This window comes from Gordonia liuliyuniae (genome assembly GCF_021738805.1).
GTDB classification, from domain to species: domain Bacteria; phylum Actinomycetota; class Actinomycetes; order Mycobacteriales; family Mycobacteriaceae; genus Gordonia; species Gordonia liuliyuniae.
This window is the reverse complement of the sequence record NZ_JAKKOR010000001.1, coordinates 554,296-577,547: the sequence shown is the minus strand read 5'-3', so window position 1 is coordinate 577,547 and position 23,252 is coordinate 554,296. Positions and strand designations below refer to the sequence as shown.

Here is a 23,252-nt window from a genome sequence, read left to right as displayed (position 1 = left end):
TTGCGGACGCTCAGGCCCGACGTGACCGGAAGCCGCGCAGCCGCAAACTGTTCGCGACGACGAACACCGACGACAGAGCCATCGCGAGACCCGCCATCATCGGGTTCAGGAGCGCAGCAGCCGCCAGTGGCAGGGCCGCGACGTTGTAGGCGAACGCCCAGAACAGGTTGCCCTTGATGGTGCCGAGCGTCTTGCGCGCCAACGCGATCGCATCGACCACCGCCCACAGATCGCCACTGACCAGCGTCAGGTCACTCGCCTCAATCGCGACGTCCGTACCGGTCCCCATCGCCAGGCCGAGGTCCGCGGAAGCGAGGGCCGCTGCGTCGTTGACCCCGTCACCGACCATCGCGACCACCCGGCCGTCGGCCTGCAGTCGCGCGATCGCGTCGACCTTGCCCTCCGGCCGCACGTTCGCGATGACAGCGGCGCCTCCAGCGTCGTCGACGATCCCGACCTGCGCGGCGACGTGGCGTGCCGCTCCTTCGTTGTCGCCGGTCAGCAGGACCGGTCGCAGACCCATCCGCCTGAGTTCGGCGATCGCGGCGGCCGACGTCGGCTTCACCGTGTCGGCCACGACGATCACCCCGGCGACCTCGTCACGCACACTGACGACCACGGGAGTCGCACCCTGTGCCGACGCCTCGTCGATCGCCGTTCGCAGACCGGCAGGCAACTCCCCCGGCGCGTCACTCGGCCTCGTCACGGAAACCCGGACTCCGTCGACCGTCGCGCTGACGCCCGCCCCGGCGAGGTTGGTGAACTCCGATGAGTCCGGCAGATCGAGGCCGTCTGCGCGACGGACCACCGCCCGTCCGATCGGGTGCTCCGACCCCGATTCGACGGCGGCGGCGCGTGCCAGCAGTCGGTCGACGTCGACACCATCCGCAACGAACACGTCGGTGACGGCCATCTCGCCGGTCGTCACGGTGCCCGTCTTGTCCAGGACCACTGTGTCGACCCGGCGGGTCGACTCCAACACTTCGGGCCCCTTCAACAGGATGCCGAGCTGCGCGCCACGACCGGTCCCGACCATGAGCGCGGTCGGCGTCGCCAACCCGAGCGCACACGGGCACGCGATGACCAGGACCGAGACGGCCGCGGTGAACGCCAGCGCCGCGCCCCCGCCGACACCGAGCCAGAAGCCGAGCACCCCGGCCGCGATCGCGATGACTGTCGGGACGAAGTACGCGGACACCCGATCCGCCAGACGTTGGACCTCGGCCTTACCGGCCTGCGCATCGGAGACCATCTTCGCCATGCCTGCCAGCGCGGTGTCGGAGCCGACCGCGGTCGCGTCGACCTCGATTCGTCCCTGCGCGTTGACGGTTCCGCCGACCACCGAGTCGCCTGTCGAGACCTCGACCGGAACTGATTCGCCCGTCATCATCGACTGGTCGATCGCCGACGCGCCCGAGACGACGACGCCATCGGTCGCGACCTTCTCGCCGGGTCGGACGACGAACCGCATCCCGACCTGGAGCTGCGCGATCGGCACTGTCTGTTCGCGACCGTCCCGGACGAGGGTCACGTCCTTTGCGCCGACCTCGGCCAACGCGCGCAGAGCATCCCCCGCACGGAGTTTGGACCGCTTCTCGAAATACCGTCCCGCCAGCAGGAACGTGGTGACGCCCGCGGCAGCCTCCAGATAGATGTTCGACGCGCCGTCGCCTCGCGACGCGATCAGGTCGAATCCGTGGCGCATGCCGGGCACCCCGGCGTCGCCCCAGAACAGGGCGTAGACCGACCACCCGAACGCGGCGATCGTCCCCACCGAGATCAACGTGTCCATCGTCGTGGTGCCATGCCGCAATCCGGCGAACGCCGCGCGGTGGAACGGCAGGGCGCCCCACACGACGACAGGCGCAGCCAACGTCAGCGACAACCATTGCCAGTTGGTGAACTGCCAGGCCGGAACCATCGCCAACAGGATGACCGGGACGGCGAGGATCGCCGAGACGATGAGTCGCTGACGCAGGGCGGCGACCTCGAGCTCGGCGCGTGTCGGCGCCCGATCACCGCTGTCGGAGTCAACGCTGTCGGCGCCGACGGGCGCGACTCGCGTCGCGTCGTATCCGGCGGCCCGCACGGCCTCGATCAGATCGTCCGGTGTCACCGACGGTTCATATTCGACGTGCGCCTGCTCGGTCGCATAGTTGACGGTGGCGCTCACCCCGTCGAGCTTGTTGAGTTTGCGTTCGATCCGGTTGGCGCACGACGCGCACGTCATGCCGATCAGTTCCAGATCGACGTCACGATCGGCGGCCACAGACTGCGTCATCGGTGCATCCCTTCATTCTGCGCCGCACCGTGGTTCATCGTGGGCGCGTGTCCGGGCGTGGGATCGGTGTCCCACGGGCCGACGCCGCGGCCGATCCCGAACGCCAGCCCGAACACTGCCCCGAGCCCGGCTACGAACGCGGCGATTCGCACACCGGGACGCGACAGCGCGGTCATCGGACCGTGTAGCCAGCTTCAGCCACCGCCGCACCCACGGCGGTGGCATCGAGCGCGGCGTCGCTCGTGATGTCGACACGACCGCTGGCGACGTCGACATCAACGTTCGTCACGCCCGTGATCTCGCTGATCTCTTCTCGCACCGACGCGGCGCAATGTCCGCACGTCATGCCGTCGACGGTGATGGTTGTGGTCTCGCTCATGATTGTTCTCCTTCTATTGGTTCCTGCCTGGGCCGGCGAAGCCGTCACGACTTGACGAGTCGGGTGATCGCCTTCATGGCTTCGGCGATCTTCTCGTCGGCTGCCTCGTCGCCTTCACGTGCAGCGGCGACGACGCAGTGGCTCATGTGGTCGGAGAGGAGGCCGAGACTGACGGCTTCCAGAGCCTTCGTCATCGCCGACACCTGCGTGAGGATGTCGATGCAGTAGGCCTCTTCTTCCACCATGCGTTGCAGTCCGCGCGCCTGACCTTCAATGAGTTTGAGTCGCCGAAGATACCCAGTCTGATTTCCGATGTATCCGTGGTGACCGTGGTTCGCGCCGTCGTCGTGGCAACCGGTGTCCACGGTGTGGTCCTCGGGCATGCTCACCATCCTCTCTAATACCCCCTGCTGGTATCCAGGGATACTCCCATTGAGAGGATTTGTCTACCCCTAGGGGGTATGGTCGGCGATGGCTGCAGAACTCCGGTGAAGCATCGTGTGGAACATGCGATCGCCGCGTTCGGTCGGCTGTGCCGCACCGGCGCCGAACACAACGATGAGCGGCGCCTGCATCAGGGAACCGAGGTAGTCGGTCCAGCATTCGTCCAGCGAGTAGTCCACGACTCCCCGTTCGGACAGCGCGCGATGATAGGCGGCGACGATACTGCACTCGTGCCGTCTGCGATCGTCGACGGACAGGCTGGTCGACACCAGAAACGCTATGTCCCGCAACGGATGTCCAGGCGTAATGGTCTGCCAGTCGACGATCGTAACCCGACCGTCCGGCGCGAACATCACGTTGTCGACGCGCAGATCGCCGTGCGTCAAAGCAAACCTGCTCGGCGGTCGCTCGATCCAATCGCCCGCCTCGGCGACGAGCCAGCCGACGGCCGCTTCCTCCTCGTCGCTGAGAGCGAGACGGCCCCGAAGCGCGTCAGCCATCGGCTCTAGCACGGACTCGAGCAGGAGTCGGTCGTCATGTGTCACCGGGCCGAATCCGTCGACGTCGAACCAGGTCTCGTCGCACCAGCGTGGAGCATGCAGTCCGGCTGCGGCGACGGCGACAGCCTCCGCTTGTCCCGGCGTGCACCCGGCGATCTGATCGCCTTGCTCGGCAGGCGCGAGGTCCTCTAACAGCAGCACGAACTCAGCCCCCGACTCCGAGATGTCCCACCCGTACGCTCGCGGCACGGGGACGTCGAGGGTCCCGGCGATCTCGGCATAGAAGCGGACCTCATTGCGGAAGGCCCCCGAGGCAAAGGCTCGTTGCGACTCGTCGCCGACGGCCAGCTTCGCGACTATCGTGCGAGGTGCGTCGCCATCGGAGTCGAGTACGAGCCGATACGACCCGGCCATCTGGCCGGATCCGATCGGCTCGGCCGTCACGCCGGCCACCGTCGCGAGGTGGCCGTGACGACGGAGCAGCCCCGTCAGATACTCCGCGGTCAATCCGTCCGCACTCGTCGGGATCACCGCATCCACCCCGGGTTGATCGGCAGCTCGACGGGTCTCGATCGAATCCGCCGGTACTCGTCTACGACGGGCGCGAGTTCGGTCGGCGTCGCACCGTGCAGGATCACCGAGTCGACACCGAGCGCGAACTGGTCGGCGACCGTCCGCGCGCATTCGGCCGCCGATCCGGTAGCGCAATCCGCAACCCACGATGCGGGCATCTCGGCGGCCAGAGCGGCGATTTCGTCGTCGGTGGCGGTGGCGTCGATCGGTCCGCGCGCCGAGGTGAACGACGCCGACGCCCGCACCGCGTCGAGTTCGGCGGTGCGCCAACCGTTCGCCCGCGCCAGTACGTCACCGTATCCCTGGAGGTAGGTGGCGAGACGGCCGTAGAGCCGCCTGTGGCGGTCGGCGGGCTCCAGTGCGTCAGCGACCGTGGCGACCACCGACCAGATCCTGATCGATGCCGGGTCGCGACCCGCACAGTCGGCAGCCGCCCGGACAGTGTCGACGGCGGCGCGCGTCGCATCGTCGGAAAGGAAGGTATGTAGGACGACGCCGTCCGCGATCTCGCCCGCCAGCCGCAGCGTCGCGGGGCTCATCGTCACCAGCGTGATCGGGATACGCACCGTGACACCGAGATTCAACAGCGGGTACGAGCCGATCGGCCCATCGTGCCCGACGATCATCTCGCCGGACCACAGGCGGCGCAGAACGCGTGCCGCATCCGCGATCTGCGCTCCGGTCACGGTCGGAAGACCCAGGACCTGCCATTGGGCCCCGATTCCTCGTCCCAGCCCCAACGCAAACCTGCCTGCACTCAGTTCGGCCAGCGTCGCCCCTGCGGTCGCAGTGACGATCGGGTGTCTCGTGTGGTGGTTGGTCGCCGCGACGCCGATCCCCAACCGCGATGTCGCGGCCGCAAGCGCCCCGGACAGCACCGTCGCGTCCTTGATGTTGAACCTCTCGGACACGAATGCCGCGCCGAGCCCGATCTCGTCCGCGACTCGCGCCTCGGCGACGAGATCTGCAGGCGCGACGGGATGTCGCGACAGTGCGTAATAGCCGATCTCGGACAGCGTCGTGGACATGTGTCCAGACTAGGTTCTCAACGGTTGCGGATCACCCTATTTGCCGAAACGGTCGGCCAGGCGACCGAGGGACGACGCCATATCGCGCAGCGCCTCACTGATGGCGTACGTGTCGTCGGCGCCGGGATTGGCGCGCAACCGATCCGCAGCGTCACGCACCGCATCGGTCATCGCTTTCACGTCGGCGCCGGACAGCTGTTCAGGCGCGGGCCCCGCGGGCCCCGCAGTTCGCGCGGGACCGGAGATCGGCCGCAGCGTAGTCGGCACGCCGATTCGCACCGGGTCGTCGTTCGATGCGATGACCTGCAGGATCGACGTCGTCAGCACGTCATTCGACGTAGGTCGGACTTCCATGATCGACGCGTCCGGGTCGTCGCGGTAGACGACGGTCGTCGAGCCTCCGGGAGTGTCCTCGCCCAGGGACGGCTCGTACTCGTTAACGACTTTGACCGGCTGATGCTGTATGGCGCCGTCGGCTGCCTCGGCCGGTTCGAAACGCGCGGGGCCCGTGGCAGGCAACGGCGCACTCGCCTCCGGGGCATCGGGCGCGTCGTGCGACGCCACGAATCCGTCGACGACCTCGGGGGCGACATCGTCGGGGGCGGCATCATCAGGGGCGGCATCATCAGGGGCCAGGGCGTCCGGGGCTGCGGCATCATCCGGGGCGACATGATCGAGAGCCACGGCCTCCGGAACCTCGGAGTCAGGCGAGTACACGAGGTCGGGAGCGGCCCACGCGCCGGAGTCCGGCGACACGATCGGCGCATCCTCGGGGGCGAGCGATGGCAGGTCGGCGAACAGCTGGTCCAGCGTGGACGCGTCGACACCGGAGGTCCGCACGGGCTGTTCGACGGCTGGCTGGTACTCGACGGAGTCCCTGGACGTCTGCTGGGACGCGCTGGCAGGCCACCCGGGCGGCGCAGGCAGGGGTGGGAACTGATCGGTCGGCGGGTCCGGGTCGATGTCGAACTGGGTCAGTGCGTTCCACGGCTGCGTCGGCGGGAAACCCCGCTGGTCGGGGCGGGGTGCTTGAGGCGCGGGTCGACGGTCCATCGGCGAGGCGAAACCGTCGCTCGACGGCCCCTCCGGAATACCCGGGTATCGGTGCGCCCCACTGTGTCCCAGGTAGTAGAGGCACGGCGTGCCGTCGAGCTCGGTGTTCGGGCAGGGCTCCTCGTCGCGGAGCATCTGCGCACCGCGCGCGAAATCACCCCAGACCAGCCAGCGTCGCCGTCCGTGGTGTTCTTGCGCGCCGTCGGAAGCGTGCGCGCCGGGATGACCTTCGGGTAGAACACAGCCGACGAGCCACTCCGCGTCGACTCCGAGTCGGAGAGCAGACCGCTCATTCGGGGTGGCGACGATCGACGACCAGCACCGGCCACCACTCATGGTCACACCCCTAACGTCATGGACTCCATGCAGTCTACGGAGCTTACCGAGGTGAAGACTAGGACCTGGCCGACACGCCCGCCTCCTGCGACACCGGACGCTCGGCGACGGACACCAGTTCGTCGCCGACGAGAGCGAAGCTCCGCGACACCCCTATCGCCGACTTGTCCGGGAAGTCTGTACGCGCGTGACACCCGCGCGACTCCTGCCGCGCCTGCGCGGCCGTGACGATGGCCTTAGCGGTGAGCGCAAGCGCCGCGTCCTCGCTCGCCCGAAGGTCACGTCGCGCACGCTCGGGGGCGTCGGCCAGCAGCCGGGCCACCTCCGCCAACCCCTGCGCGTCACGGTCGAGCGCAACCCGTCCCGACATCGCGTCCTGCAGCACTGTCCGGTCGAGCGCCTGCGCGACGCCGAGACCGGGCACCTCCACCTCGGCGACCGATCGTCCGGCCCGCTCCACAGCCTGCGCTGCGGCCTGCCTGCCCATGACGAGACCTTCGAGGAGACTGTTGGACGCGAGCCGGTTGGCCCCGTGCAGTCCGGTGCGAGCGGTCTCCCCCGCGGCCAGCAAGCCCGTGACTCCGGTTCGGCCGTCGATGTCGGTCACGATGCCTCCGCACAGATAGTGCGCGCCCGGCACCACCGGCAACCGCCCGCCGCTGACGTCGACCCCGGAAGCGCGGACCCCTGCGGTGACGGTCGGAAACCGGCCCTCGAACTCGTCGACGTCCGTGATGTCCAAGTAGACGCTGTCCGCTCCGGTCCGCTCCATGGCAGCACGGACGGCCCGGGCGACGACGTCGCGCGGCGCGAGATCGCCGAGCCGGTGAACGCCTGCGGTCACCGATCGTCCCGCGGCGTCGACGAGTCGGCCGCCCTCGCCGCGAACCGCCTCGCTCACCAGCGTCCGGCGGCCACGCGCGCCCGGAACGTACAGCATCGTCGGATGGAACTGGACGAACTCGAGGTCGGCGACGACTGCGCCCGCCCGGAGCGCGAGGGCGATACCGTCGCCGGTCGCCCCCGCCGGGTTGGTGGTCGCGGCGTAGACGTGCCCGACACCGCCGGTCGCGATCAGCACCGTGGGCGCCCAGGCCACCCCCCGTACGCCGTCGTGTACATAGGCCACGCCGACCACCTCGCCGTCGTCGGTGAGGATGTCCGACGCCCAACTCTCGTCGATCACGGTGACGGGTGAGCGACCGACGGCCGCTCCGAGCGCAGCCTGAACGCGGGCGCCGGTCGCGTCGCCGCCCGCGTGGATGATCCGGCGGACACTGTGGCCGCCTTCGCGGGTGCGCAGGAAGCGCCCCCGAGCCGAGTCGAAGTCGGCTCCGCGACGAACGAGCTGAGCCACCGCGGGCCAGCCGTCGGTGAGAATAGGCTCGGTCGCGACGGGGTCGGCGAGCCCGGCCCCCGCGGCGAGCGTGTCGGTCAGATGCAACCCGACCGAATCGTCGGGTACCGACGGGTCGACGACCGCGATGCCGCCCTGCGCGTAGAACGTCGACGTCGAGTGCTCGGCGTGCGGCGTCGCCGACCGTGCCGCGTCCGGATCCCACCGCGACCCTTTGTTGAGGACCACGACGTCGAGCCCGCGTTCGGCCGCCGACAGTGCGGCAGTCAGCCCCGCGATCCCCGCACCGATCACGACGAGGTCGGCGCGCCGCTGGGTTGCCATCATCCGCTGCCCTTCCCTCCGCTTTTCGTCTGTTGATCGAAAACTGGTGTCGACGCTAGTCCGCCGACCCCGTCGCGGCAACGCCTGCCACGCCCGCGCCGGGAGACGACTGCCACGCCCACCTCGGAAGAAGCAGGGCCCCGGTGCGAGTCAACTACACTCCACAATGGTGATGACCATGAATGAAGACGTCGAGACCGTGCGGGGCCAGCTGCCCGCCGTCTCAGCGATCGCCGAAGCGGGACGTTTCACGTCGACCGCCGGGCACGCCGCCTTCGGTGTCGGACGGTTCGTCGCAGGCAGCATCACAGGCCTGCTGCGCGGGCACACCCCCGACACCAGGGACATCGCCCACCAGGTCAGACGAACCTTCGAGCACCTCGGGCCCACATATGTGAAGCTCGGACAGCTCATCGCGTCGAGTCCTGGCGTGTTCGGTCCGACGATGGCAGGCGAGTTCGAAACGCTGCTCGACCAGGTCCGCCCCGCCGACTACGCACAGCTACGGCAGATCTTCATCGACGACCTCGGGAGCTCGCCCGACGAGATCTTCGCGACGTTCGACGAGACGCCGATCGCGTCGGCGTCGATCGCCCAGGTACACACAGCGACCCTGCACAGCGGCGAAGAAGTCGTGGTCAAGATCCAGCGGCCCGACATCGCCGAACGTCTGGCGCCGGACGTCGCGATTCTCGAGCGGCTCGCCGGATTGGCCGAAGTCTCCGAGTACGGCCGCATGCTGTCGGCGCGCCACGTCGTCGAAGACTTCGCCGACGGCCTCGACGCCGAACTGGACTTCCGTAACGAGGCCGCAACCATGCGTCAGTGGTTCGAGTGTCTCCAACCGGGACCGTTCGGAGATCGGGTGCGCGTGCCCCACGTCTACGACGAATTGACGACTCGCCGCGTGATGACGATGGAACGCATCTACGCCACCCGCATCGACGACGTCGCCGCCGTCCGCGCCGCCGGACACGACGGCGAAGCCCTCTGCCGAAATCTCCTGCTCTCCCTGCTGGATTCGGCGTTCCACGGCGGACTCTTCCACGGCGACCTGCACGCCGGGAACGTCCTCGTCGACGATGACGGCGTACTCGTCCTGCTCGACTTCGGGATTGTCGGTCGGTTCGACGCGCGGACGCGCCGCATCCTGCGCCAGCTCGTCGTCGACCTGATCGTCAAACAGGACTATGACTCCGCCGGCCGCGCGATCTTCCTCCTCGGAGCCGTCCACAAGCCGGGCTCCACCGAGAAGGGCGCCGAGGACATCCGGAAGGTCACGACGCCGTTGTCGACGACAGAGCTTGGTTCGATGAGCTACACCGATCTCGGCCGACAGATGGCTGCCGTCGCGAAGGCCCACGACGCACGGCTGCCTCGTGAGCTCGTCCTCGTCGGGAAGCAACTGCTGTACGTGGAGAAGTACACGAAACTCCTCGCACCGCGGTGGAAGGCCATCAGCGACCGCGAGATCTACGGCTACATGGCCGGAATATTGAAGGAAGCCGAACGCGACCGGCGGGCCCGCAATGCCTGACGTCGCGACCACCGCCCCTGCACCCTCTACGAGGAGCCGAACCACGTGAAGCGCGTCCTACTCGCACTGATGGCATTCCTCGGCGTCGCGTGCATCGCGGCGGCGATCGCCCTGCCGACGTATCTCGTACCGAAGCTGAAGGTCGTCCCGCTCGACCTCGACATCACGTCGGTCGCGGAGACCGTCGCGCCCGAGGGCGAGACCGGCGACCGGTTCCCCGCCCGCATCTTCGACCGGTGCTCGGTCTCCGAACGTCGTGCCGCGGTGTTCGACGCGCACCTGACGCAGCAGCGTCGGTCGGTGATCGTCGATCCGTCCGACGAGAACCAGGCGACTCTCCAGTCGGCGCAGACGGTGCGTATCGACCGGGTCCGTGACGCCGACGGCCAGGAACGCGACCTCGCGATGGCGACCGACGGGGAGCTCCCCTGCGACGACGCGCTGTTGACCGCGACGATCGACCGGGTGTCGGTGGATCGCAAGACGTCTGTGCCGAACGGCAACGTGAGTTCGCTGCAACTCGAGGCCGTCCCCGAGGGCGGGAACGTCGACGAGGCGTCGGTGAAGTTGGAGGACCGCAAGGGTTTCCAGTACAAGTTCGGCTTCGACGTTGGTAAGCGAGACTATTACTACTACGACTCGAACAGTCGCCAGGACTCGGTCGCGAAGTTCGTGGAGGAACGCCGGATCGACGGCGTCGACACCTATCACTTCGTCGCCGATGTCCCGGAGAAGGATCTGTCCGATCTCCCCGACGCTTCGGGCGAAGCCGCGCTCGGCACGATCTTGAACATGCCTGCCCGCTGGTGGGGCATCTCGGGTAAGGGCGTGAAGAGCCGCGACCCGGTGGAGATGCACCGGTACGCGAAGGCCACGCGCCACGTGTATGTGGAGCCGACCACCGGCACGATCATCTACGGCTACGAAGACCAGCACCAGTACTTCAAGTCGCCCGATCAGAGCGAGGAATCGCCGGAAGCGGTCCGCGACTTCGAGATGGACGCGCTGAAGGCGACGTTCAAATGGTCAGACGAGACGGTCGCACAGCAGGCCGATCGCGCCAAGCACTACCTGTCTCTCCTGAACTGGGGTGGGAAGTACGTGCCGATCGGACTGGGGGTTCTCGGCGCACTGCTGCTCATCGGTTGGGCGATCCTCGTGTGGCGTGGCCGCACGACCGACGGAAAGACCGACGGGCGGGGGCCGGACGGTAATGGGCCCGATGGTGACGGGCCCGACGACAACGGACCCAATGGCGACTACCCGACGGATCCGAACGCCTCGTATGCGTACTCGGGGTCGCATGAGGCGACGACGGCCATCCCGGCCGTCTCGTCCACCGACGACACCACGGTGATGCCTGCGCAGCCCACCGCACAGGACCCGTACTGGTCGCAGCCGCCGGTCGACGAGACGGCGCCCTCGGCCTGGAGCCAGCCCGAGCAGGGCCAGACGGACCACAATCACGTGGCCCCGAGCCCCGCGGACGAGACGGACACAGGCTCCTTCCGCCCGATCTCCGATCCGACCCGCCCGATGCCCGACTACGACCGGTACCAGCGACCGGAGTAGGGGCCCAAGGCTCTCTCCTGCCCAAGAATTCGCGTTGCGCGATTGAACGTTCAATCGCGCAACGCGAATTTTTGGGTAGCAGGCGTGGCGAGGAAACCGGGAAGGACGTCGGTGCGTCTAACTGAGTATGAGGACCTTTCCGTTCGACGAGTACGGCGTGCTCTACCGAGACCGTGCGGTCGGTGTCGGGTGGACGTCGACGCAACTGGCGCGAGCGGTGCACGCCGGTGATCTGCTCCGGATCGACACCGGCACCTACGCCGAGGCCGTGCCGCGGCCACCAGCCGACCTCCATCTGCTGCGGGTGCGTGCCGCGCTCGAACGCGACCCCGGCCTGACCTTCACGCATCAGAGCGCTGCCGTCATCCATCGCCTGCCGCTGCTCACACCGGACCTCTCGCTGATCGACGTGGTCAGCGCGCGGCGGGCCCGTCGACGATCGCTTCGCCTGCGGGCGGTGCCCCTCGTCCCGGAGGAGGCCATCGTCGTCGACGGACTTTCAGTCACCTCGCTGGAGAGGACCGCGGTGTCGGTCGCGTGTACGTCTCCGATGGGATTCGCGGGAGCCCTTACCGTCTTCGACGGCGCTCTCAGTCAGGGCGCGTCACGTCAGTCGATGACGAGGATGCTCGACGCCCCGATGCACGGTGTCGCCGTCGCTCGACGAGCCCTGGCGCTGGCCGACGCCGACTCCGCGAACCCCGCCGAGTCCTGGTCTCGCGCTCAGATGATCGAGGGCGGCCTGCCGCATCCGCGTCTGCAGCACGAGTTCTACGACGCGAACGGCTTCGTCGCACGCTCGGACTTCGACTGGGACGGCGTCCTCGTCGCCGAGTTCGACGGCTACGGCAAGTATGAGGACTACAACATCTACGGACAGACTCCGATCGACGTCCTCAAACGGGAGAAGCGCAGGCAGGCGCGCCTTGAGGATCTCGGCGTCGACATCGTCCGTCTCGAATGGCTCCACTTGGAGCGACGCCTCGTCGTACCGCGCATCAAGCCGAGACTGCTCAGACTAGGCCTCATCTGAGCTCTCCTACCCAGAAATTCGCGTCGCACGATTGAACGTTCAATCGCCCAACGCGAATTCGGGGGCAGAAGAGCCGTCAGCGGCGGGCGACGGCCCGGCCGGCGGCGCGGCCGGAGAAGATGCAGCCGCCGAGGAAGGTGCCTTCGAGGGCGTTGTAGCCGTGGACTCCGCCACCGCCGAAGCCTGCGACCTCGCCCGCAGCGTACAAGCCGTCGAACGCGGCGCCGTCGGGACGCATCACCTGGGAGTCGAGGTTGGTCTCGAGACCGCCGAGCGTCTTACGCGTGAGGATGTTGAGGCGGACGGCGATCAACGGCCCGTGCGCCGGGTCGAGGAGTCGATGCGGCTTGGCGACGCGGACTACCTTGTCGCCCAGGTAGTTCCGCGCATTGTGAATGGCCATGACCTGCGCGTCCTTGCTGTATCCGTTCTCCATCTGCGCGTCGCGCGAGGAGATGGTGCGCTCGAGCTCCTGCAGATCGATGTGCCCGCCTCGGCCGATCTCGTTCATCCCATTGACGAGTTCGGGCAGAGTGTCACGGACGACGAAGTCCACACCGTGCTCGGTGAACGCCTCGACCGGACCCGGCATCCCTTTCGCGAGACGACTCTTCGCTGCGACCTTCAATGACTTCTCGGTGATGTCCGGATTCTGTTCGGAGCCCGAGAGGGCGAACTCCTTCTCGATGATCGAGCGGCTCAATACGAACCACGAATAGTCGTAGCCGGTGTCGAGGATCGCCTTCATCGTCGAATTCGTGTCGAAACCGGGGAAGTTGGGCGCGGCGAGCCGGTTGCCGTTCGCGTCGAGCCACAACGACGACGGGCCGGGGATGATGCGAATGGCGTGGTCGGACCAGACGGGATCCCAGTTCTGAATGCCCTCGGCGTAATGCCACATGCGGTCACGGTTGACGATGTTTCCGCCCGCCGACTCGGTGATCGCTAACATCCGACCGTCCACATAGTCGGGTACGCCCGAGATCATGAACTCCGGCGCCGGACCGAGACGGTCGACCGGCCAGTTCTTCCGGATGAGGTCGTGGTTGTGGCCGATCCCGCCCGAGGTGATGATCACCGCGTCGCCGCGGATCTCGAAGTCGTCGGTCTCCACACGCGACGACGGGACGCCGCGTTCGGCGTCGCTGCGCTCCAGCACACGGCCGCGCACCCCGACGGCAGCGCCGCCCTCGGTGATCAGATCGTCGACGCGGTGTCGGAACGCGAAGTCGACGAGTCCACGCTTCTCGGCTTCGAGTACCGGCTCCAGGAAGATCCGCACCACGTCGGGGCCGGTCCCCCACGAGAGATGAAAGCGCGGGACCGAGTTGCCGTGCCCGTCGGCGAAGCCGCCGCCGCGCTCTGCCCAGCCGACGACCGGCGTGAACCGGAGCCCGAGGTCGTGCAGGTACTGGCGTTTGACGGTCGACGCGAAGTCGACGTACGCCCGCGCCCACTGCCGCGGCCAGTAATCCTCGTCCTCGCGATCGAACCCGGCTGACCCCATCCAGTCCTGGAGCGCCAGCTCGGGCGAATCCTTGATGCCGAGTCGACGCTGCTCGGGACTGTCGACCAGAAAGATTCCGCCGAGCGACCAGAACGCCTGCCCACCGAGATTTGCACGGTTCTCCTGGTCGACGACGGTGACGCGTTTACCGGCCTTCGTCAGTTCGTAGGTGGCGACCAGGCCCGCCAGTCCAGCTCCGACGACCACCGCGTCGACGTTGTCCCGAATGCTCACGTACTCCCCTGTTCTTCGCGCCCGCTATCGCGCACATCACATCGGCGACTCTACCGCCACACGGGGCACTCGACCGCTGCTCGGGCGACGAATACCGCTGCCGCCCAACTGCCGCACGCCCGTCACGCGGCTCGCTGCGTACGCACGAATCACGGGATGTGCCCGAAACCGCCCGTGCGCGGGGACGTCACAACCCGGTTTCGACCCGCTCGCCGCTTTGGACAGACGGTCACAGTTCGATTACGCTCACTCACCGAACGGGGGTCAGGGCCGTCAGGCCCGGCAATTTGTACTCGCGGCCGCGCGTGCGTGGCCATCAACAGAAGGACTAACGCATGCTTTCCAGCGCCCGCAAGCGCTTGACCGCCGGTGTCCTGGCGGTCGCCGCCGCCGCAGCAGGGACGCTCGTCGCCGTCGCACCGCAGGCCCAGGCCGCAGGCAACGTCGAGCAGGTCTACTCGCACGCCATGCACCGCAACGTGCCCGTGCAGATCATCGAAGGCAAGGGCGGTGGCTCCAAGCCGACCCTGTACCTCCTGGACGGTCTCCGCGCCCCGGCCCACAACAGCGGCTGGCTCATCGAGACCAACGTCGACAACTACATGGCGAACAAGGGCACCAACGTCGCCATCCCGTTCGGCGGCGCTGGCAGCTTCTACACCAACTGGGAGCGTCGCGACCCGAAGCTCGGCCTCAACAAGTGGGAGACGTTCCTGACCAAGGAACTCCCCGCATACATGAAGCGCAAGCACAACAGCGACAACCGACGTAACGGCATCGCCGGCCTGTCGATGTCCGGCACCGCCGCGCTGAACCTGGCCTCGCGCCACCCGAGCTTCTACAAGGCTGTCGCCTCGTACAGCGGTTACCCGACCGTCACCATGCCCGGCTTCGGCCAGGGCATCCAGGCTTCGGTCATGGAGATGGGCGGCAACCCGGTCAACATGTGGGGCATCTGGCCGGCCGGTCAGTGGGCGGCCAACGACCCGTTCCTGACCGCAGGCAACCTCGCAGGCAAGCGCGTCTACGTGTCCTCCGGCAGCGGCGTCGGCTCCAAGTACGACTCGTCGCTGACCCCGGGCAGCCCGCGGTTCAACCCGACCAAGTTCGCTCAGATGGTGCCGCTCGAGGTCGCCGCGTCGACCAGTTCGCAGCTGTACATCGGTCGCCTCGCGACCGTCCCGGGCGTCAAGCTGACCACCAACATCTCGCCCGACGGCGCGCACTGGTGGGACTACTGGGAGGCTCGCTTCAAGCAGTCCTGGAACACCACGTTCCGCCCGGCGTTCTTCTGAGCAAGGGACTCAACCCGCTCGACCAGCATGAACCCGCTTCGGCCGGTGGCTCCGCGAGGAGTCACCGGCCGTTGTCGTGTGTTGTCGCTACGCTGAGTAGCGTGGGAACCGGACAGCACATTCTGACTCGTAAGACTCCATCGGCGATGTTTCTCGTCATGACGATCGCCGACGATGCCGTGGACGCGGTGCGCGAGAGCATCAGCGGACTGGGCGACCTGGTCACGACCGTGTCGTCGCGAGCACCCGAAGCCACGCTGTCGGCGATCATCGCAGTCGGCTCAGACGCCTGGGACCGTCTGTTCAGCGGCCCGAAGCCCGCCTCGTTGCATCCGTTTATCGAGTTGACCGGCGACGTGCACACCGCGCCGTCGACCCCCGGCGATCTTCTGTTGCACATCAAGTCCGACCGCATGGATCTTGCTTTCGAGGTCGGTCGCCTGTGGGCGGCCTCGGCAGGCGATGCGGTCACCGTGGTGGATGAGGTGCACGGCTTCCGGTACTTCGACGTGCGCGACCTGATCGGTTTCGTCGACGGGACCGAGAACCCGACGGGCGACGACGCGGTCGATGCGATCGTCGTCGGCGACGAAGACCCGGAGTTCGCAGGCGGCACCTACGTCGCGGTTCAGCGGTACGTCACCGACTTCGCCGCGTGGACCGCACTCAGCGTCCCCGACCAGGAGGCCGCGATCGGCCGTACCAAACTGGAGAACATCGAGTTCGACGACGATGTGAAGCCCTCCAACTCGCACATCGCCTTGAATGTGGTCGAAGACGAAGACGGCAACGAACTCGACATCGTGCGCGACAACATGCCGTACGGCGACGTCGCGGGCGGCGGCGAGAGCGGCACCCTCTTCATCGCCTATTCGAGGACCCCCGACGTCACCGAACAGATGCTGCGCAACATGTTCATCGGCGAACCGGAGGGCAATCACGACCGGCTCTTGGACTTCACTACCGCCGTCACCGGCAACCAATACTTCGCACCGACCCTTGAGTTCCTCGAAGACCCGCCGCCCGCGCCCGTCATCGAAGACGAACCATCGACCGCCGAGCCCGACCCGTCTCCCGGATCGCTCGGCATCGGATCGCTCCGCGTAGCCACCACACGACCGAAGAACGTAGAAGGGAACATCCGATGAGCAACCTGCACCGCGACCTAGCGCCGATCTCCAGCGCCGCATGGGCCGAGATCGAAGAGGAGGCGAGCCGCTCGTTCAAACGCAATGTCGCCGGTCGACGTCTCGTGGACGTCAAGGGCCCGCTCGGGCTCGACACCGATTCGGTGACCGTCGGTCACCGCACGAAGATCGACGCTCCGGCCGACGGCATCTCGGCGTACCTGCGGAACGCGCAGCCGCTGGTGGAACTCAAGGTCCCGTTCACGGTGACGCGGGAAGCGATCGACGACGTCGAGCGCGGTGCGGCCGACGCCGACTGGGACCCGGTCGTCAAAGCCGCGCGTGAGCTCGCGCTCGCCGAGGACCGCGCGATCTTCAGCGGGTACGCCGCCGCCCAGATCACCGGGCTCGGCTCCGGGGCAGCGAACATCGCACTCCCCGAGGACGTCCGCGAGTCCCCGGACGCGATCAGCCAGGCCATGAACAAACTGCGTCTGGCGTCGGTCGACGGCCCCTATTCGCTCGCCCTGTCGGCCGAGCTGTACGCACAGGTCAACGAGACGTCGAACCACGGCTACCCGGTGCGCGAGCACCTGCGCCGCATCCTCACCGACGGCGAGATCGTCTGGGCGCCCGCGATCGACGGTGCTTACCTGGTGTCCACCCGCGGCGGTGACTTCGAACTGACCATCGGCCAGGACGTGTCGATCGGCTACGACTCGCACGACGCGGACGTCGTGAACCTGTACTTCACCGAATCGTTCACGTACCTGACCTACACGCCGGAGGCCGCCGTCGCGCTGCGCTGAGCACCGCGAAAACCCTTGGTCCGATCGGCGGACAGGCGTATAGAGTCGACGGAGTGCTCATCCGCCTGCTCCGCACGTATCTCACGAAGTACCGACGTCTGATCGTCGCCGTCGTCGCGCTCCAATTGGTCGCGACGGCGGCGATGCTGTATCTGCCGACCCTCAACGCCGACATCATCGACCGCGGCGTCGCGACCGGCGACACCGGCTACATCGTGAGCACCGGCGGCGTGATGCTCCTCGTCTCCCTCGCCCAGATCGTCTGTTCGGTGATCGCCATGTACGCGGGCGCACAGGCGTCCCTCGGGGCCGGCCGCGATATCCGGCACGGCCTGGTGCACCGCGTCAACGGATTCTCGGCGCGCGAAGTCGGCCAGTTCGGCGCACCGTCGTTGATCACCCGGACGACCAACGACGTGCAGCAGGTCCAGTTGCTGGCCGTCATGTCGATCTCGATCCTGGTGACCGCCCCGATCATGGGCATCGGCGGCATCGTGATGGGCATGTACGAGGCGCTGCCCATCTCGTGGCTACTCGCCGTCGCCGTCCCCGTCCTCGGCCTGACGATGGGCTTGATCATCGGGCGGATGATCCCCGCGTTCCGGTCCATGCAGGAGCGGATCGACGGCGTCAACCGGGTGATGCGCGAACAGATCACGGGCATCCGCGTGGTCCGCGCGTTCGTGCGGGAACGCCACGAGATCGAGCGGTTCGGGGTCGCGAACAATCTCCTCGCCGACTCCTCGTTGCGTGTCGGACGGATGATGGCGTTGATGTTCCCGGCCGTCATGCTGATCACCAACCTGACGCTGATCGCCGTCCTCTGGTTCGGCGGACACGCGGTCGGCGACGGCACCGTCGAGATCGGTTCGCTCACCGCGATGATCAGCTACGTCATGCAGATCATGATGTCGGTGATGATGGCGTCGTTCCTGGCGATCATGGCACCCAGGGCAGGCGTCTGCGCCGAACGCATCTGCGAAGTCCTCGACACCGAGTCGTCGGTGCACTCCCCCGACGAGCCGGTCGCGATGACCGGCGATCCGGCTGTCGTCGAGTTCGACGCCGTCGAGTTCGGTTACCCCGGCGCCGACGACCCAGTCCTGACGGACATCACGTTCGCCACGAGGCCCGGGACGACGACAGCTGTCGTCGGCTCCACCGGCTCCGGTAAGACCACCCTCGTCAACCTGATCCCGCGCCTCATCGACACGACCGGCGGCGCATTGCGGATCGGCGGCGTCGACGTCCGCGACCAAGATCCCGACCTGTTGCGGCGCGGGATCGGCCTGGTGCCGCAGCGGCCGTATCTGTTCTCGGGAACCGTCGCCACCAACCTCCGCCACGGCAAGCCCGACGCGACCGACGACGAACTGTGGTCGGCGTTGGAGATCGCGCAGGCCGCCGACTTCGTGCGCGCCATGCCCGACGGTCTCGACACGGCGATCGCCCAGGGCGGCACGACCGTGTCCGGCGGCCAGCGGCAACGACTCGCGATCGCGCGAGCACTGGTGCGCCGACCGTCCGTATACGTGTTCGACGACTCGTTCTCGGCGCTCGACCTGCAGACCGACGCCAGACTGCGGGCGGCTCTCGCTCCCGCGACGCGCGACGCAGCGATGATCGTCGTCGCCCAACGCATCTCGACCATCACCTCCGCGGACCAGATCATCGTCCTCGAACAGGGCGCCGTCGTCGGTCTCGGCACTCACGACGAACTCCTGGAGTCGTGCGCGACGTATGCCGAGATAGCCGAGTCCCAACTCGCGATCGGAGCGGCACAGTGAGCAGGCCCGGCGCCCCCGGCGCACCCTCGATGGAGAAGCCGCATTCGTTCGGTCCGTCGCTGAAACGACTCGTTCGCCAACTGGGCGCCTACCGGGCGGCGATGACGGTCATCCTGCTCGCGATCGTCGGTTCCGTCGCGCTCAACGCGTACACCCCGCGGGTCCTCGGCGACGCCACCAACGAGTTGTTCGACGGAGTGATCGGCTCACAGCTCCCGGCCGGGGTCAGCAAGGAGCAGGCCGTCGAGGGTCTGCGTGAATCCGGACACGGCACGTTCGCCGACATGGTGTCGGCGATGGACGTCGTCCCCGGGCAGGGCATCGACTTCGACGCCGTCGGCCGCATCCTGGCACTGGTCCTCGGCCTGTACGTCGCGGCGGCGCTCCTCGGCTGGCTGGGCGCGTTCGTCCTCAACAAGGTGGTCATCGGCACCATCACCGGGCTTCGCGCCCGCATCGAGGAGAAGGTCCACCGCCTGCCGCTCAAGTACTACGACGCGTCCGCTCGCGGAGACCTCCTCAGCCGGGTCACCAACGACCTCGACAACCTTTCGCAGTCGTTACAGCAGACCATCAGCCAGTTCCTGAACTCGGTGCTGATGGTGATCGCGATTCTGATCATGATGTTCTCGATCTCGCCGCTGCTGTCGTTGATCGCGATCGCGACGGTGCCGATCGCCGCGCTCGCGACCGCCCTGATCGCGAAACGGTCCAAGCCGCACTTCGTCGGACAGTGGTCGTCGACGGGTGCGTTGAACGCGCAGATCGAAGAGGCGTTCACCGGACACGAACTGGTCAAGGCGTTCGGCCAGGGCCAAGCCGTCGAATCCGCGTTCGACGACCGTAACGAGAAACTCTACGAGTCGTCGTGGCGCGCCCAATTCATCTCCGGCATCATCATGCCGACCATCATGTTCCTCGGGAACCTCAACTATGTCGCGGTGGCCGTCGTCGGCGGTCTCCGCGTCGCGTCCGGCCAGTTGAGCCTCGGCGAGGTGCAGGCGTTCATCCAGTACTCCCGCCAGTTCACCCAGCCGCTCACACAGATCGGATCGATGTTCAACCTGATGCAGAGCGGTGTCGCGTCGGCCGAACGCATCTTCGCCGTCCTCGATGAGGAGGAAGAGGATCCCGATCTCGTCGACGCGCAGACGCCGGCGTCGGACGCGGGTCGCATCGTGTTCGACGACGTCTCGTTCCGGTACGTCGAAGACCGTCCGTTGATCGAGCATCTGTCCCTGACCGCGGAGTCGGGCGACACCATCGCCATCGTGGGCCCCACCGGGGCTGGCAAGACGACCCTGGTCAACCTCATCATGCGGTTCTACGAACTCGACGAGGGCGCGATCTGGGTCGACGGTGTCGACGCGTCGACAATGACCCGCGACGACCTGCGGGAACGTACCGGCATGGTGTTGCAGGACTCATGGCTGTTCGGCGGAACGATCTACGACAACATCGCCTACGGCGACCCGACCGCGTCACGCGACGAGGTGATCGAAGCGGCCCGGACCAGTCACGTCGACCACTTCGTCCGTACCCTCCCCGACGGCTACGACACGGTGCTCGACGACGAGGGCGGCGGCGTCAGCGCAGGCGAGCGGCAGCTCATCACCATCGCCAGAGCGTTCCTCGCCAAGCCGACGATCCTCATCCTCGACGAGGCGACGAGTTCAGTCGACACGCGCACCGAACTACTCATCGGCAAGGCGATGGCCAACCTGCGCGCCGACCGCACCAGCTTCGTCATCGCCCACCGGTTGTCCACGATCCGCGACGCCGACACCATCGTCGTGATGGAGGACGGGCGCATCGTCGAGCAGGGTGACCACGACGAGCTGTTGGCGGCGAAGGGCGCCTACTTCCGGTTGTACAACGCTCAGTTCACCGGGCCGTCAGAGACGCTCGACGTCTGACTGACTCGGAAAGCCGGTAATCGCTGCCCTTGAACGCCTACGACCGGAATTATGACTAGTCAGACTAGTCATAACTCCGACCGATCGATACTCTGTCGATATGAAGACGATCAGCAGCACCGACGCGAAGGCCAGGCTCAACGCGGTGCTCGCGGAAGTCGAGAAGACCGGTCAGTCCATCACGATCACGAGTCATGGACGACCGATCGCGGTCGTCTCACCAGTGGCGCCGATGCCTCGACAGTTCGGACAGTTTCCGCGAATGGAAGCTCCCGACGACTTCGACGCCCCGCTCCCCGACGGCGAACTAGGCGCGTGGGAGCCGACGTCGTGACCGGCATCCTCCTCGACACGAATGCGCTTCTGCGGCTCGTCACCGATCCGTCACGAATCGCAGCGTCCGCGCTGACGGCACTCGAAGACCCGTCCAACAGTCTCTACGTGTCGGCCGTCTCGGCGTGGGAGATCGCCATCAAGACCCGGTTGGGCCGTCTCGACGCTTCCCCGCTCCTGTCTGCATGGCCGGAGACTCTCACCGCGATGGCGGCCACCGACCTGCCTATCGACTCCGCGGACGCGGCGTCGGCAGGCCAGCTGAACTGGGCCCACCGAGACCCGTTCGACCGGATGATCGTCGCCCAGGCGACACGCCGAGGCCTCACCATCGCGACCAGCGATCAGACGATCCATACCGGCTCACTGACCCCGACCATCGACACCCGCCGATAGCCGGAACGTCCGCCACGCGCGACTGCGGCCGAACACATGACGCACTAATCTTCAGGACACCACCTGTCGAAGAAGCTGAGGAGTCTGGCGTGCCCGCATCCCGCATTGTCCTGGTTCGAGCGGTCAACGTCGGCGGGGCAAAGCTCCCGATGGCCGCGCTGCGCGAGATCGCAGCACGGCTCGGTGCGACCGACGTCTCCACCTACATCGCGTCGGGGAATCTGCTGTGCACCCCACCGGGCGACACCGACGAATTCGACCGCGCCCTGGAGCAAGCGATCTCCGACGAGTTCGGCTACTTTCGGGAGGTGATCAGCAGGACGCCAGACGAGATCGCGGATGCACTCGCCGAGTACCCTTTCGGCGACGTCCCGCACGGCCACCTCTATTTCCTCACCGGCGCACCGCTCGACGACGCGGCCGCACAGTTCTGCGCCCGCGATTTCGGCAACGGCGAACGGCTCGCCGTCATCGGGCGCGATCTGCACATCGACTATCCGGACGGCGCGGGCGCCACGAAACTGACCGCGAAGGTGATCGAGCGCGCCCTGGGCGTCACCGGGACGGGTCGCAATCTACGGACCAGCGCGGCCCTCGTCGAACGGGCCCGGGCGTGAGCGAGCAGCAGCCTCCGCCGGGAGCCGTCGACGCGCGGTTCACCCTGGCCGCCGAACGCACGATGCTCGCGTGGATCCGCACCGCTCTCGGTCTGATCGCCGCGGGCGTCGCCGTCCTGCACGTCATCGGCGAGTTCGCTTCTCCCGCTGTGCAGACGACACTCGGCATCGGGTTGATCCTGTTGGGGATCGCGGCCGCGGCAGTCGGCGGGCAGCGGTGGTACCAAACGACACACGCCCTTGAGAAGGGCGGACGAATGCCGGGACCGTTCGCGATCTGGGTGCTGATCGGCGGTCTCGTCGTGCTCGCGGTAGCGTTCGCGATCATCCGCTGACGTCCCGGTAATCTCAATCCCCATGACTGACTCGTCCAAGACCGTTGAGATCTCCACCGACGGCGCCTGCCTCGGCAACCCGGGCCCCGGAGGCTGGGGTGCGGTACTGCGGTACGGCGACGTCGAGAAGGAGCTGTCGGGGGCCGAACCCGACACCACCAACAACCGCATGGAGTTGACGGCCGCGATCAAAGCGCTCAACGCGCTCACCAGGCCGTCGACGGTGATCCTCTACACCGACTCCAGCTACGTCCGAAACGGCATCACCAAATGGGTCGCGGGCTGGGTCCGCAACGGTTGGAAGAGTTCGAGCAAGCAGCCGGTCAAGAACACCGACCTCTGGCAGGAGCTGATCGAGGCTGAGAAGGGGCATACCGTCGAGTGGCGCTGGGTGAAGGGCCACGCCGGCGACAAGTACAACGAGATCGCCGACTCCCTGGCGACGAGCGCCGCACGGTCGCTGAAGAGCTGAGCCCGAG

At 67.2% G+C, this 23,252-nt stretch carries 22 protein-coding genes; 13 read left to right on the top strand and 9 right to left on the bottom strand.

The genetic code is table 11. The features are described from left to right. Window positions 1-10: 10 nt before the first annotated feature. The 8 genes from L5G33_RS02640 to nadB all read right to left on the bottom strand — a co-directional run bounded on the left by L5G33_RS02640 (window position 11) and on the right by nadB (window position 8,275). The gene (locus tag L5G33_RS02640) at window positions 11-2,281 is read right to left on the bottom strand and encodes a heavy metal translocating P-type ATPase (protein ID WP_236996579.1); all 2,271 of its coding nucleotides are present in this window, start codon (window positions 2,279-2,281) and stop codon (window positions 11-13) included. Further along, window positions 2,278-2,457, bottom strand: coding sequence for a hypothetical protein (locus L5G33_RS02635; protein ID WP_236996578.1), 180 nt, complete (start codon window positions 2,455-2,457; stop codon window positions 2,278-2,280). Before L5G33_RS02635 ends, L5G33_RS02640 begins: the two co-directional genes overlap by 4 nt. Then, window positions 2,454-2,660 carry a heavy-metal-associated domain-containing protein gene (locus L5G33_RS02630; RefSeq protein ID WP_236996577.1) on the bottom strand — a complete coding sequence of 69 codons (207 nt, stop codon included), beginning with the start codon at window positions 2,658-2,660 and terminating at the stop codon, window positions 2,454-2,456. The genes L5G33_RS02635 and L5G33_RS02630 overlap by 4 nt, the downstream gene beginning before the upstream one ends. Before the next feature lie 44 nt (window positions 2,661-2,704). After that, the gene (locus tag L5G33_RS02625; RefSeq protein WP_236996576.1) at window positions 2,705-3,043 is read right to left on the bottom strand and encodes a metal-sensitive transcriptional regulator; all 339 of its coding nucleotides are present in this window, start codon (window positions 3,041-3,043) and stop codon (window positions 2,705-2,707) included. Between the two features lie 69 nt (window positions 3,044-3,112). Next, a complete protein-coding gene (locus tag L5G33_RS02620) occupies window positions 3,113-4,135 on the bottom strand; it encodes a phosphotransferase family protein (RefSeq protein WP_236996575.1) in 1,023 nt (340 codons plus the stop codon). After that, window positions 4,132-5,205 carry a TIGR03857 family LLM class F420-dependent oxidoreductase gene (locus tag L5G33_RS02615; RefSeq protein ID WP_236996574.1) on the bottom strand — a complete coding sequence of 358 codons (1,074 nt, stop codon included), beginning with the start codon at window positions 5,203-5,205 and terminating at the stop codon, window positions 4,132-4,134. Before L5G33_RS02615 ends, L5G33_RS02620 begins: the two co-directional genes overlap by 4 nt. Window positions 5,206-5,241: 36 nt before the next feature. Then, window positions 5,242-6,594, bottom strand: coding sequence for a hypothetical protein (locus L5G33_RS02610; RefSeq protein ID WP_236996573.1), 1,353 nt, complete (start codon window positions 6,592-6,594; stop codon window positions 5,242-5,244). Between the two features lie 58 nt (window positions 6,595-6,652). Further along, a complete protein-coding gene (gene nadB / locus L5G33_RS02605; protein ID WP_236996648.1) occupies window positions 6,653-8,275 on the bottom strand; it encodes an L-aspartate oxidase in 1,623 nt (540 codons plus the stop codon). 172 nt (window positions 8,276-8,447) lie between these two features. On the opposite strand from nadB, the gene L5G33_RS02600 reads away from it, so the two are divergent. The 3 genes from L5G33_RS02600 to L5G33_RS02590 all read left to right on the top strand — a co-directional run bounded on the left by L5G33_RS02600 (window position 8,448) and on the right by L5G33_RS02590 (window position 12,417). Then, a complete protein-coding gene (locus L5G33_RS02600) occupies window positions 8,448-9,812 on the top strand; it encodes an ABC1 kinase family protein (RefSeq protein ID WP_236996572.1) in 1,365 nt (454 codons plus the stop codon). A 45-nt stretch (window positions 9,813-9,857) separates the two neighbouring features. Next, a complete protein-coding gene (gene pgfA / locus L5G33_RS02595; protein ID WP_236996571.1) occupies window positions 9,858-11,384 on the top strand; it encodes a cell envelope lipid trafficking protein PgfA in 1,527 nt (508 codons plus the stop codon). A 127-nt stretch (window positions 11,385-11,511) separates the two neighbouring features. Beyond that, window positions 11,512-12,417, top strand: a complete 906-nt coding sequence (locus L5G33_RS02590) for a hypothetical protein (RefSeq protein WP_236996570.1) — start codon at window positions 11,512-11,514, stop codon at window positions 12,415-12,417. 76 nt (window positions 12,418-12,493) lie between these two features. On the opposite strand, the gene L5G33_RS02585 is transcribed toward L5G33_RS02590, so the two are convergent. After that, complete coding sequence (locus L5G33_RS02585; RefSeq protein ID WP_236996569.1) at window positions 12,494-14,158, bottom strand: FAD-binding dehydrogenase; 1,665 nt, start codon at window positions 14,156-14,158, stop codon at window positions 12,494-12,496. A 335-nt stretch (window positions 14,159-14,493) separates the two neighbouring features. Between L5G33_RS02585 and L5G33_RS02580 the strand changes: the two genes are divergently transcribed. The 10 genes from L5G33_RS02580 (at window position 14,494) to rnhA (ending at window position 23,245) form a co-directional block, all read left to right on the top strand. Further along, a complete protein-coding gene (locus L5G33_RS02580) occupies window positions 14,494-15,453 on the top strand; it encodes an alpha/beta hydrolase (RefSeq protein WP_236996568.1) in 960 nt (319 codons plus the stop codon). 101 nt (window positions 15,454-15,554) lie between these two features. After that, on the top strand, window positions 15,555-16,601 hold the full coding sequence (locus tag L5G33_RS02575; RefSeq protein WP_236996567.1) for a Dyp-type peroxidase: 1,047 nt from the start codon (window positions 15,555-15,557) through the stop codon (window positions 16,599-16,601). After that, window positions 16,598-17,389: a family 1 encapsulin nanocompartment shell protein gene (locus L5G33_RS02570; protein WP_236996566.1), complete on the top strand. Its 792-nt coding sequence runs from the start codon at window positions 16,598-16,600 to the stop codon at window positions 17,387-17,389. Before L5G33_RS02575 ends, L5G33_RS02570 begins: the two co-directional genes overlap by 4 nt. A gap of 53 nt (window positions 17,390-17,442) precedes the next feature. Continuing rightward, window positions 17,443-19,176 carry an ABC transporter ATP-binding protein gene (locus tag L5G33_RS02565; RefSeq protein ID WP_236996565.1) on the top strand — a complete coding sequence of 578 codons (1,734 nt, stop codon included), beginning with the start codon at window positions 17,443-17,445 and terminating at the stop codon, window positions 19,174-19,176. Further along, the gene (locus L5G33_RS02560; RefSeq protein ID WP_236996564.1) at window positions 19,173-21,092 is read left to right on the top strand and encodes an ABC transporter ATP-binding protein; all 1,920 of its coding nucleotides are present in this window, start codon (window positions 19,173-19,175) and stop codon (window positions 21,090-21,092) included. The genes L5G33_RS02565 and L5G33_RS02560 overlap by 4 nt, the downstream gene beginning before the upstream one ends. A gap of 100 nt (window positions 21,093-21,192) precedes the next feature. Further along, on the top strand, window positions 21,193-21,426 hold the full coding sequence (locus L5G33_RS02555; protein ID WP_236996563.1) for a type II toxin-antitoxin system Phd/YefM family antitoxin: 234 nt from the start codon (window positions 21,193-21,195) through the stop codon (window positions 21,424-21,426). Continuing rightward, window positions 21,423-21,821, top strand: a complete 399-nt coding sequence (locus L5G33_RS02550) for a type II toxin-antitoxin system VapC family toxin (RefSeq protein ID WP_236996562.1) — start codon at window positions 21,423-21,425, stop codon at window positions 21,819-21,821. The genes L5G33_RS02555 and L5G33_RS02550 overlap by 4 nt, the downstream gene beginning before the upstream one ends. Window positions 21,822-21,910: 89 nt before the next feature. Next, window positions 21,911-22,438, top strand: a complete 528-nt coding sequence (locus tag L5G33_RS02545; RefSeq protein ID WP_236996561.1) for a DUF1697 domain-containing protein — start codon at window positions 21,911-21,913, stop codon at window positions 22,436-22,438. Beyond that, window positions 22,435-22,773 (top strand): YidH family protein, encoded by a 339-nt coding sequence (locus tag L5G33_RS02540; protein ID WP_236996560.1) that lies wholly within the window; start codon window positions 22,435-22,437, stop codon window positions 22,771-22,773. The genes L5G33_RS02545 and L5G33_RS02540 overlap by 4 nt, the downstream gene beginning before the upstream one ends. Before the next feature lie 22 nt (window positions 22,774-22,795). Then, complete coding sequence (rnhA, locus tag L5G33_RS02535) at window positions 22,796-23,245, top strand: ribonuclease HI (protein ID WP_236996558.1); 450 nt, start codon at window positions 22,796-22,798, stop codon at window positions 23,243-23,245. The last annotated feature ends 7 nt before the right edge of the window (window positions 23,246-23,252 follow it).

Coding starts and splice junctions, on each gene's coding strand:
- L5G33_RS02610 (WP_236996573.1), bottom strand. CDS start 6,594: ATGAGTGGTGGCCGGTGCTGGTCGTCGATCGTCGCCACCCCGAATGAG.
- L5G33_RS02615 (WP_236996574.1), bottom strand. CDS start 5,205: ATGTCCACGACGCTGTCCGAGATCGGCTATTACGCACTGTCGCGACAT.
- rnhA (WP_236996558.1), top strand. CDS start 22,796: ATGACTGACTCGTCCAAGACCGTTGAGATCTCCACCGACGGCGCCTGC.
- L5G33_RS02635 (WP_236996578.1), bottom strand. CDS start 2,457: ATGACCGCGCTGTCGCGTCCCGGTGTGCGAATCGCCGCGTTCGTAGCC.
- L5G33_RS02570 (WP_236996566.1), top strand. CDS start 16,598: ATGAGCAACCTGCACCGCGACCTAGCGCCGATCTCCAGCGCCGCATGG.
- L5G33_RS02590 (WP_236996570.1), top strand. CDS start 11,512: ATGAGGACCTTTCCGTTCGACGAGTACGGCGTGCTCTACCGAGACCGT.
- L5G33_RS02600 (WP_236996572.1), top strand. CDS start 8,448: ATGACCATGAATGAAGACGTCGAGACCGTGCGGGGCCAGCTGCCCGCC.
- nadB (WP_236996648.1), bottom strand. CDS start 8,275: ATGGCAACCCAGCGGCGCGCCGACCTCGTCGTGATCGGTGCGGGGATC.
- L5G33_RS02640 (WP_236996579.1), bottom strand. CDS start 2,281: ATGACGCAGTCTGTGGCCGCCGATCGTGACGTCGATCTGGAACTGATC.
- L5G33_RS02625 (WP_236996576.1), bottom strand. CDS start 3,043: ATGCCCGAGGACCACACCGTGGACACCGGTTGCCACGACGACGGCGCG.
- L5G33_RS02580 (WP_236996568.1), top strand. CDS start 14,494: ATGCTTTCCAGCGCCCGCAAGCGCTTGACCGCCGGTGTCCTGGCGGTC.
- L5G33_RS02630 (WP_236996577.1), bottom strand. CDS start 2,660: ATGAGCGAGACCACAACCATCACCGTCGACGGCATGACGTGCGGACAT.
- L5G33_RS02555 (WP_236996563.1), top strand. CDS start 21,193: ATGAAGACGATCAGCAGCACCGACGCGAAGGCCAGGCTCAACGCGGTG.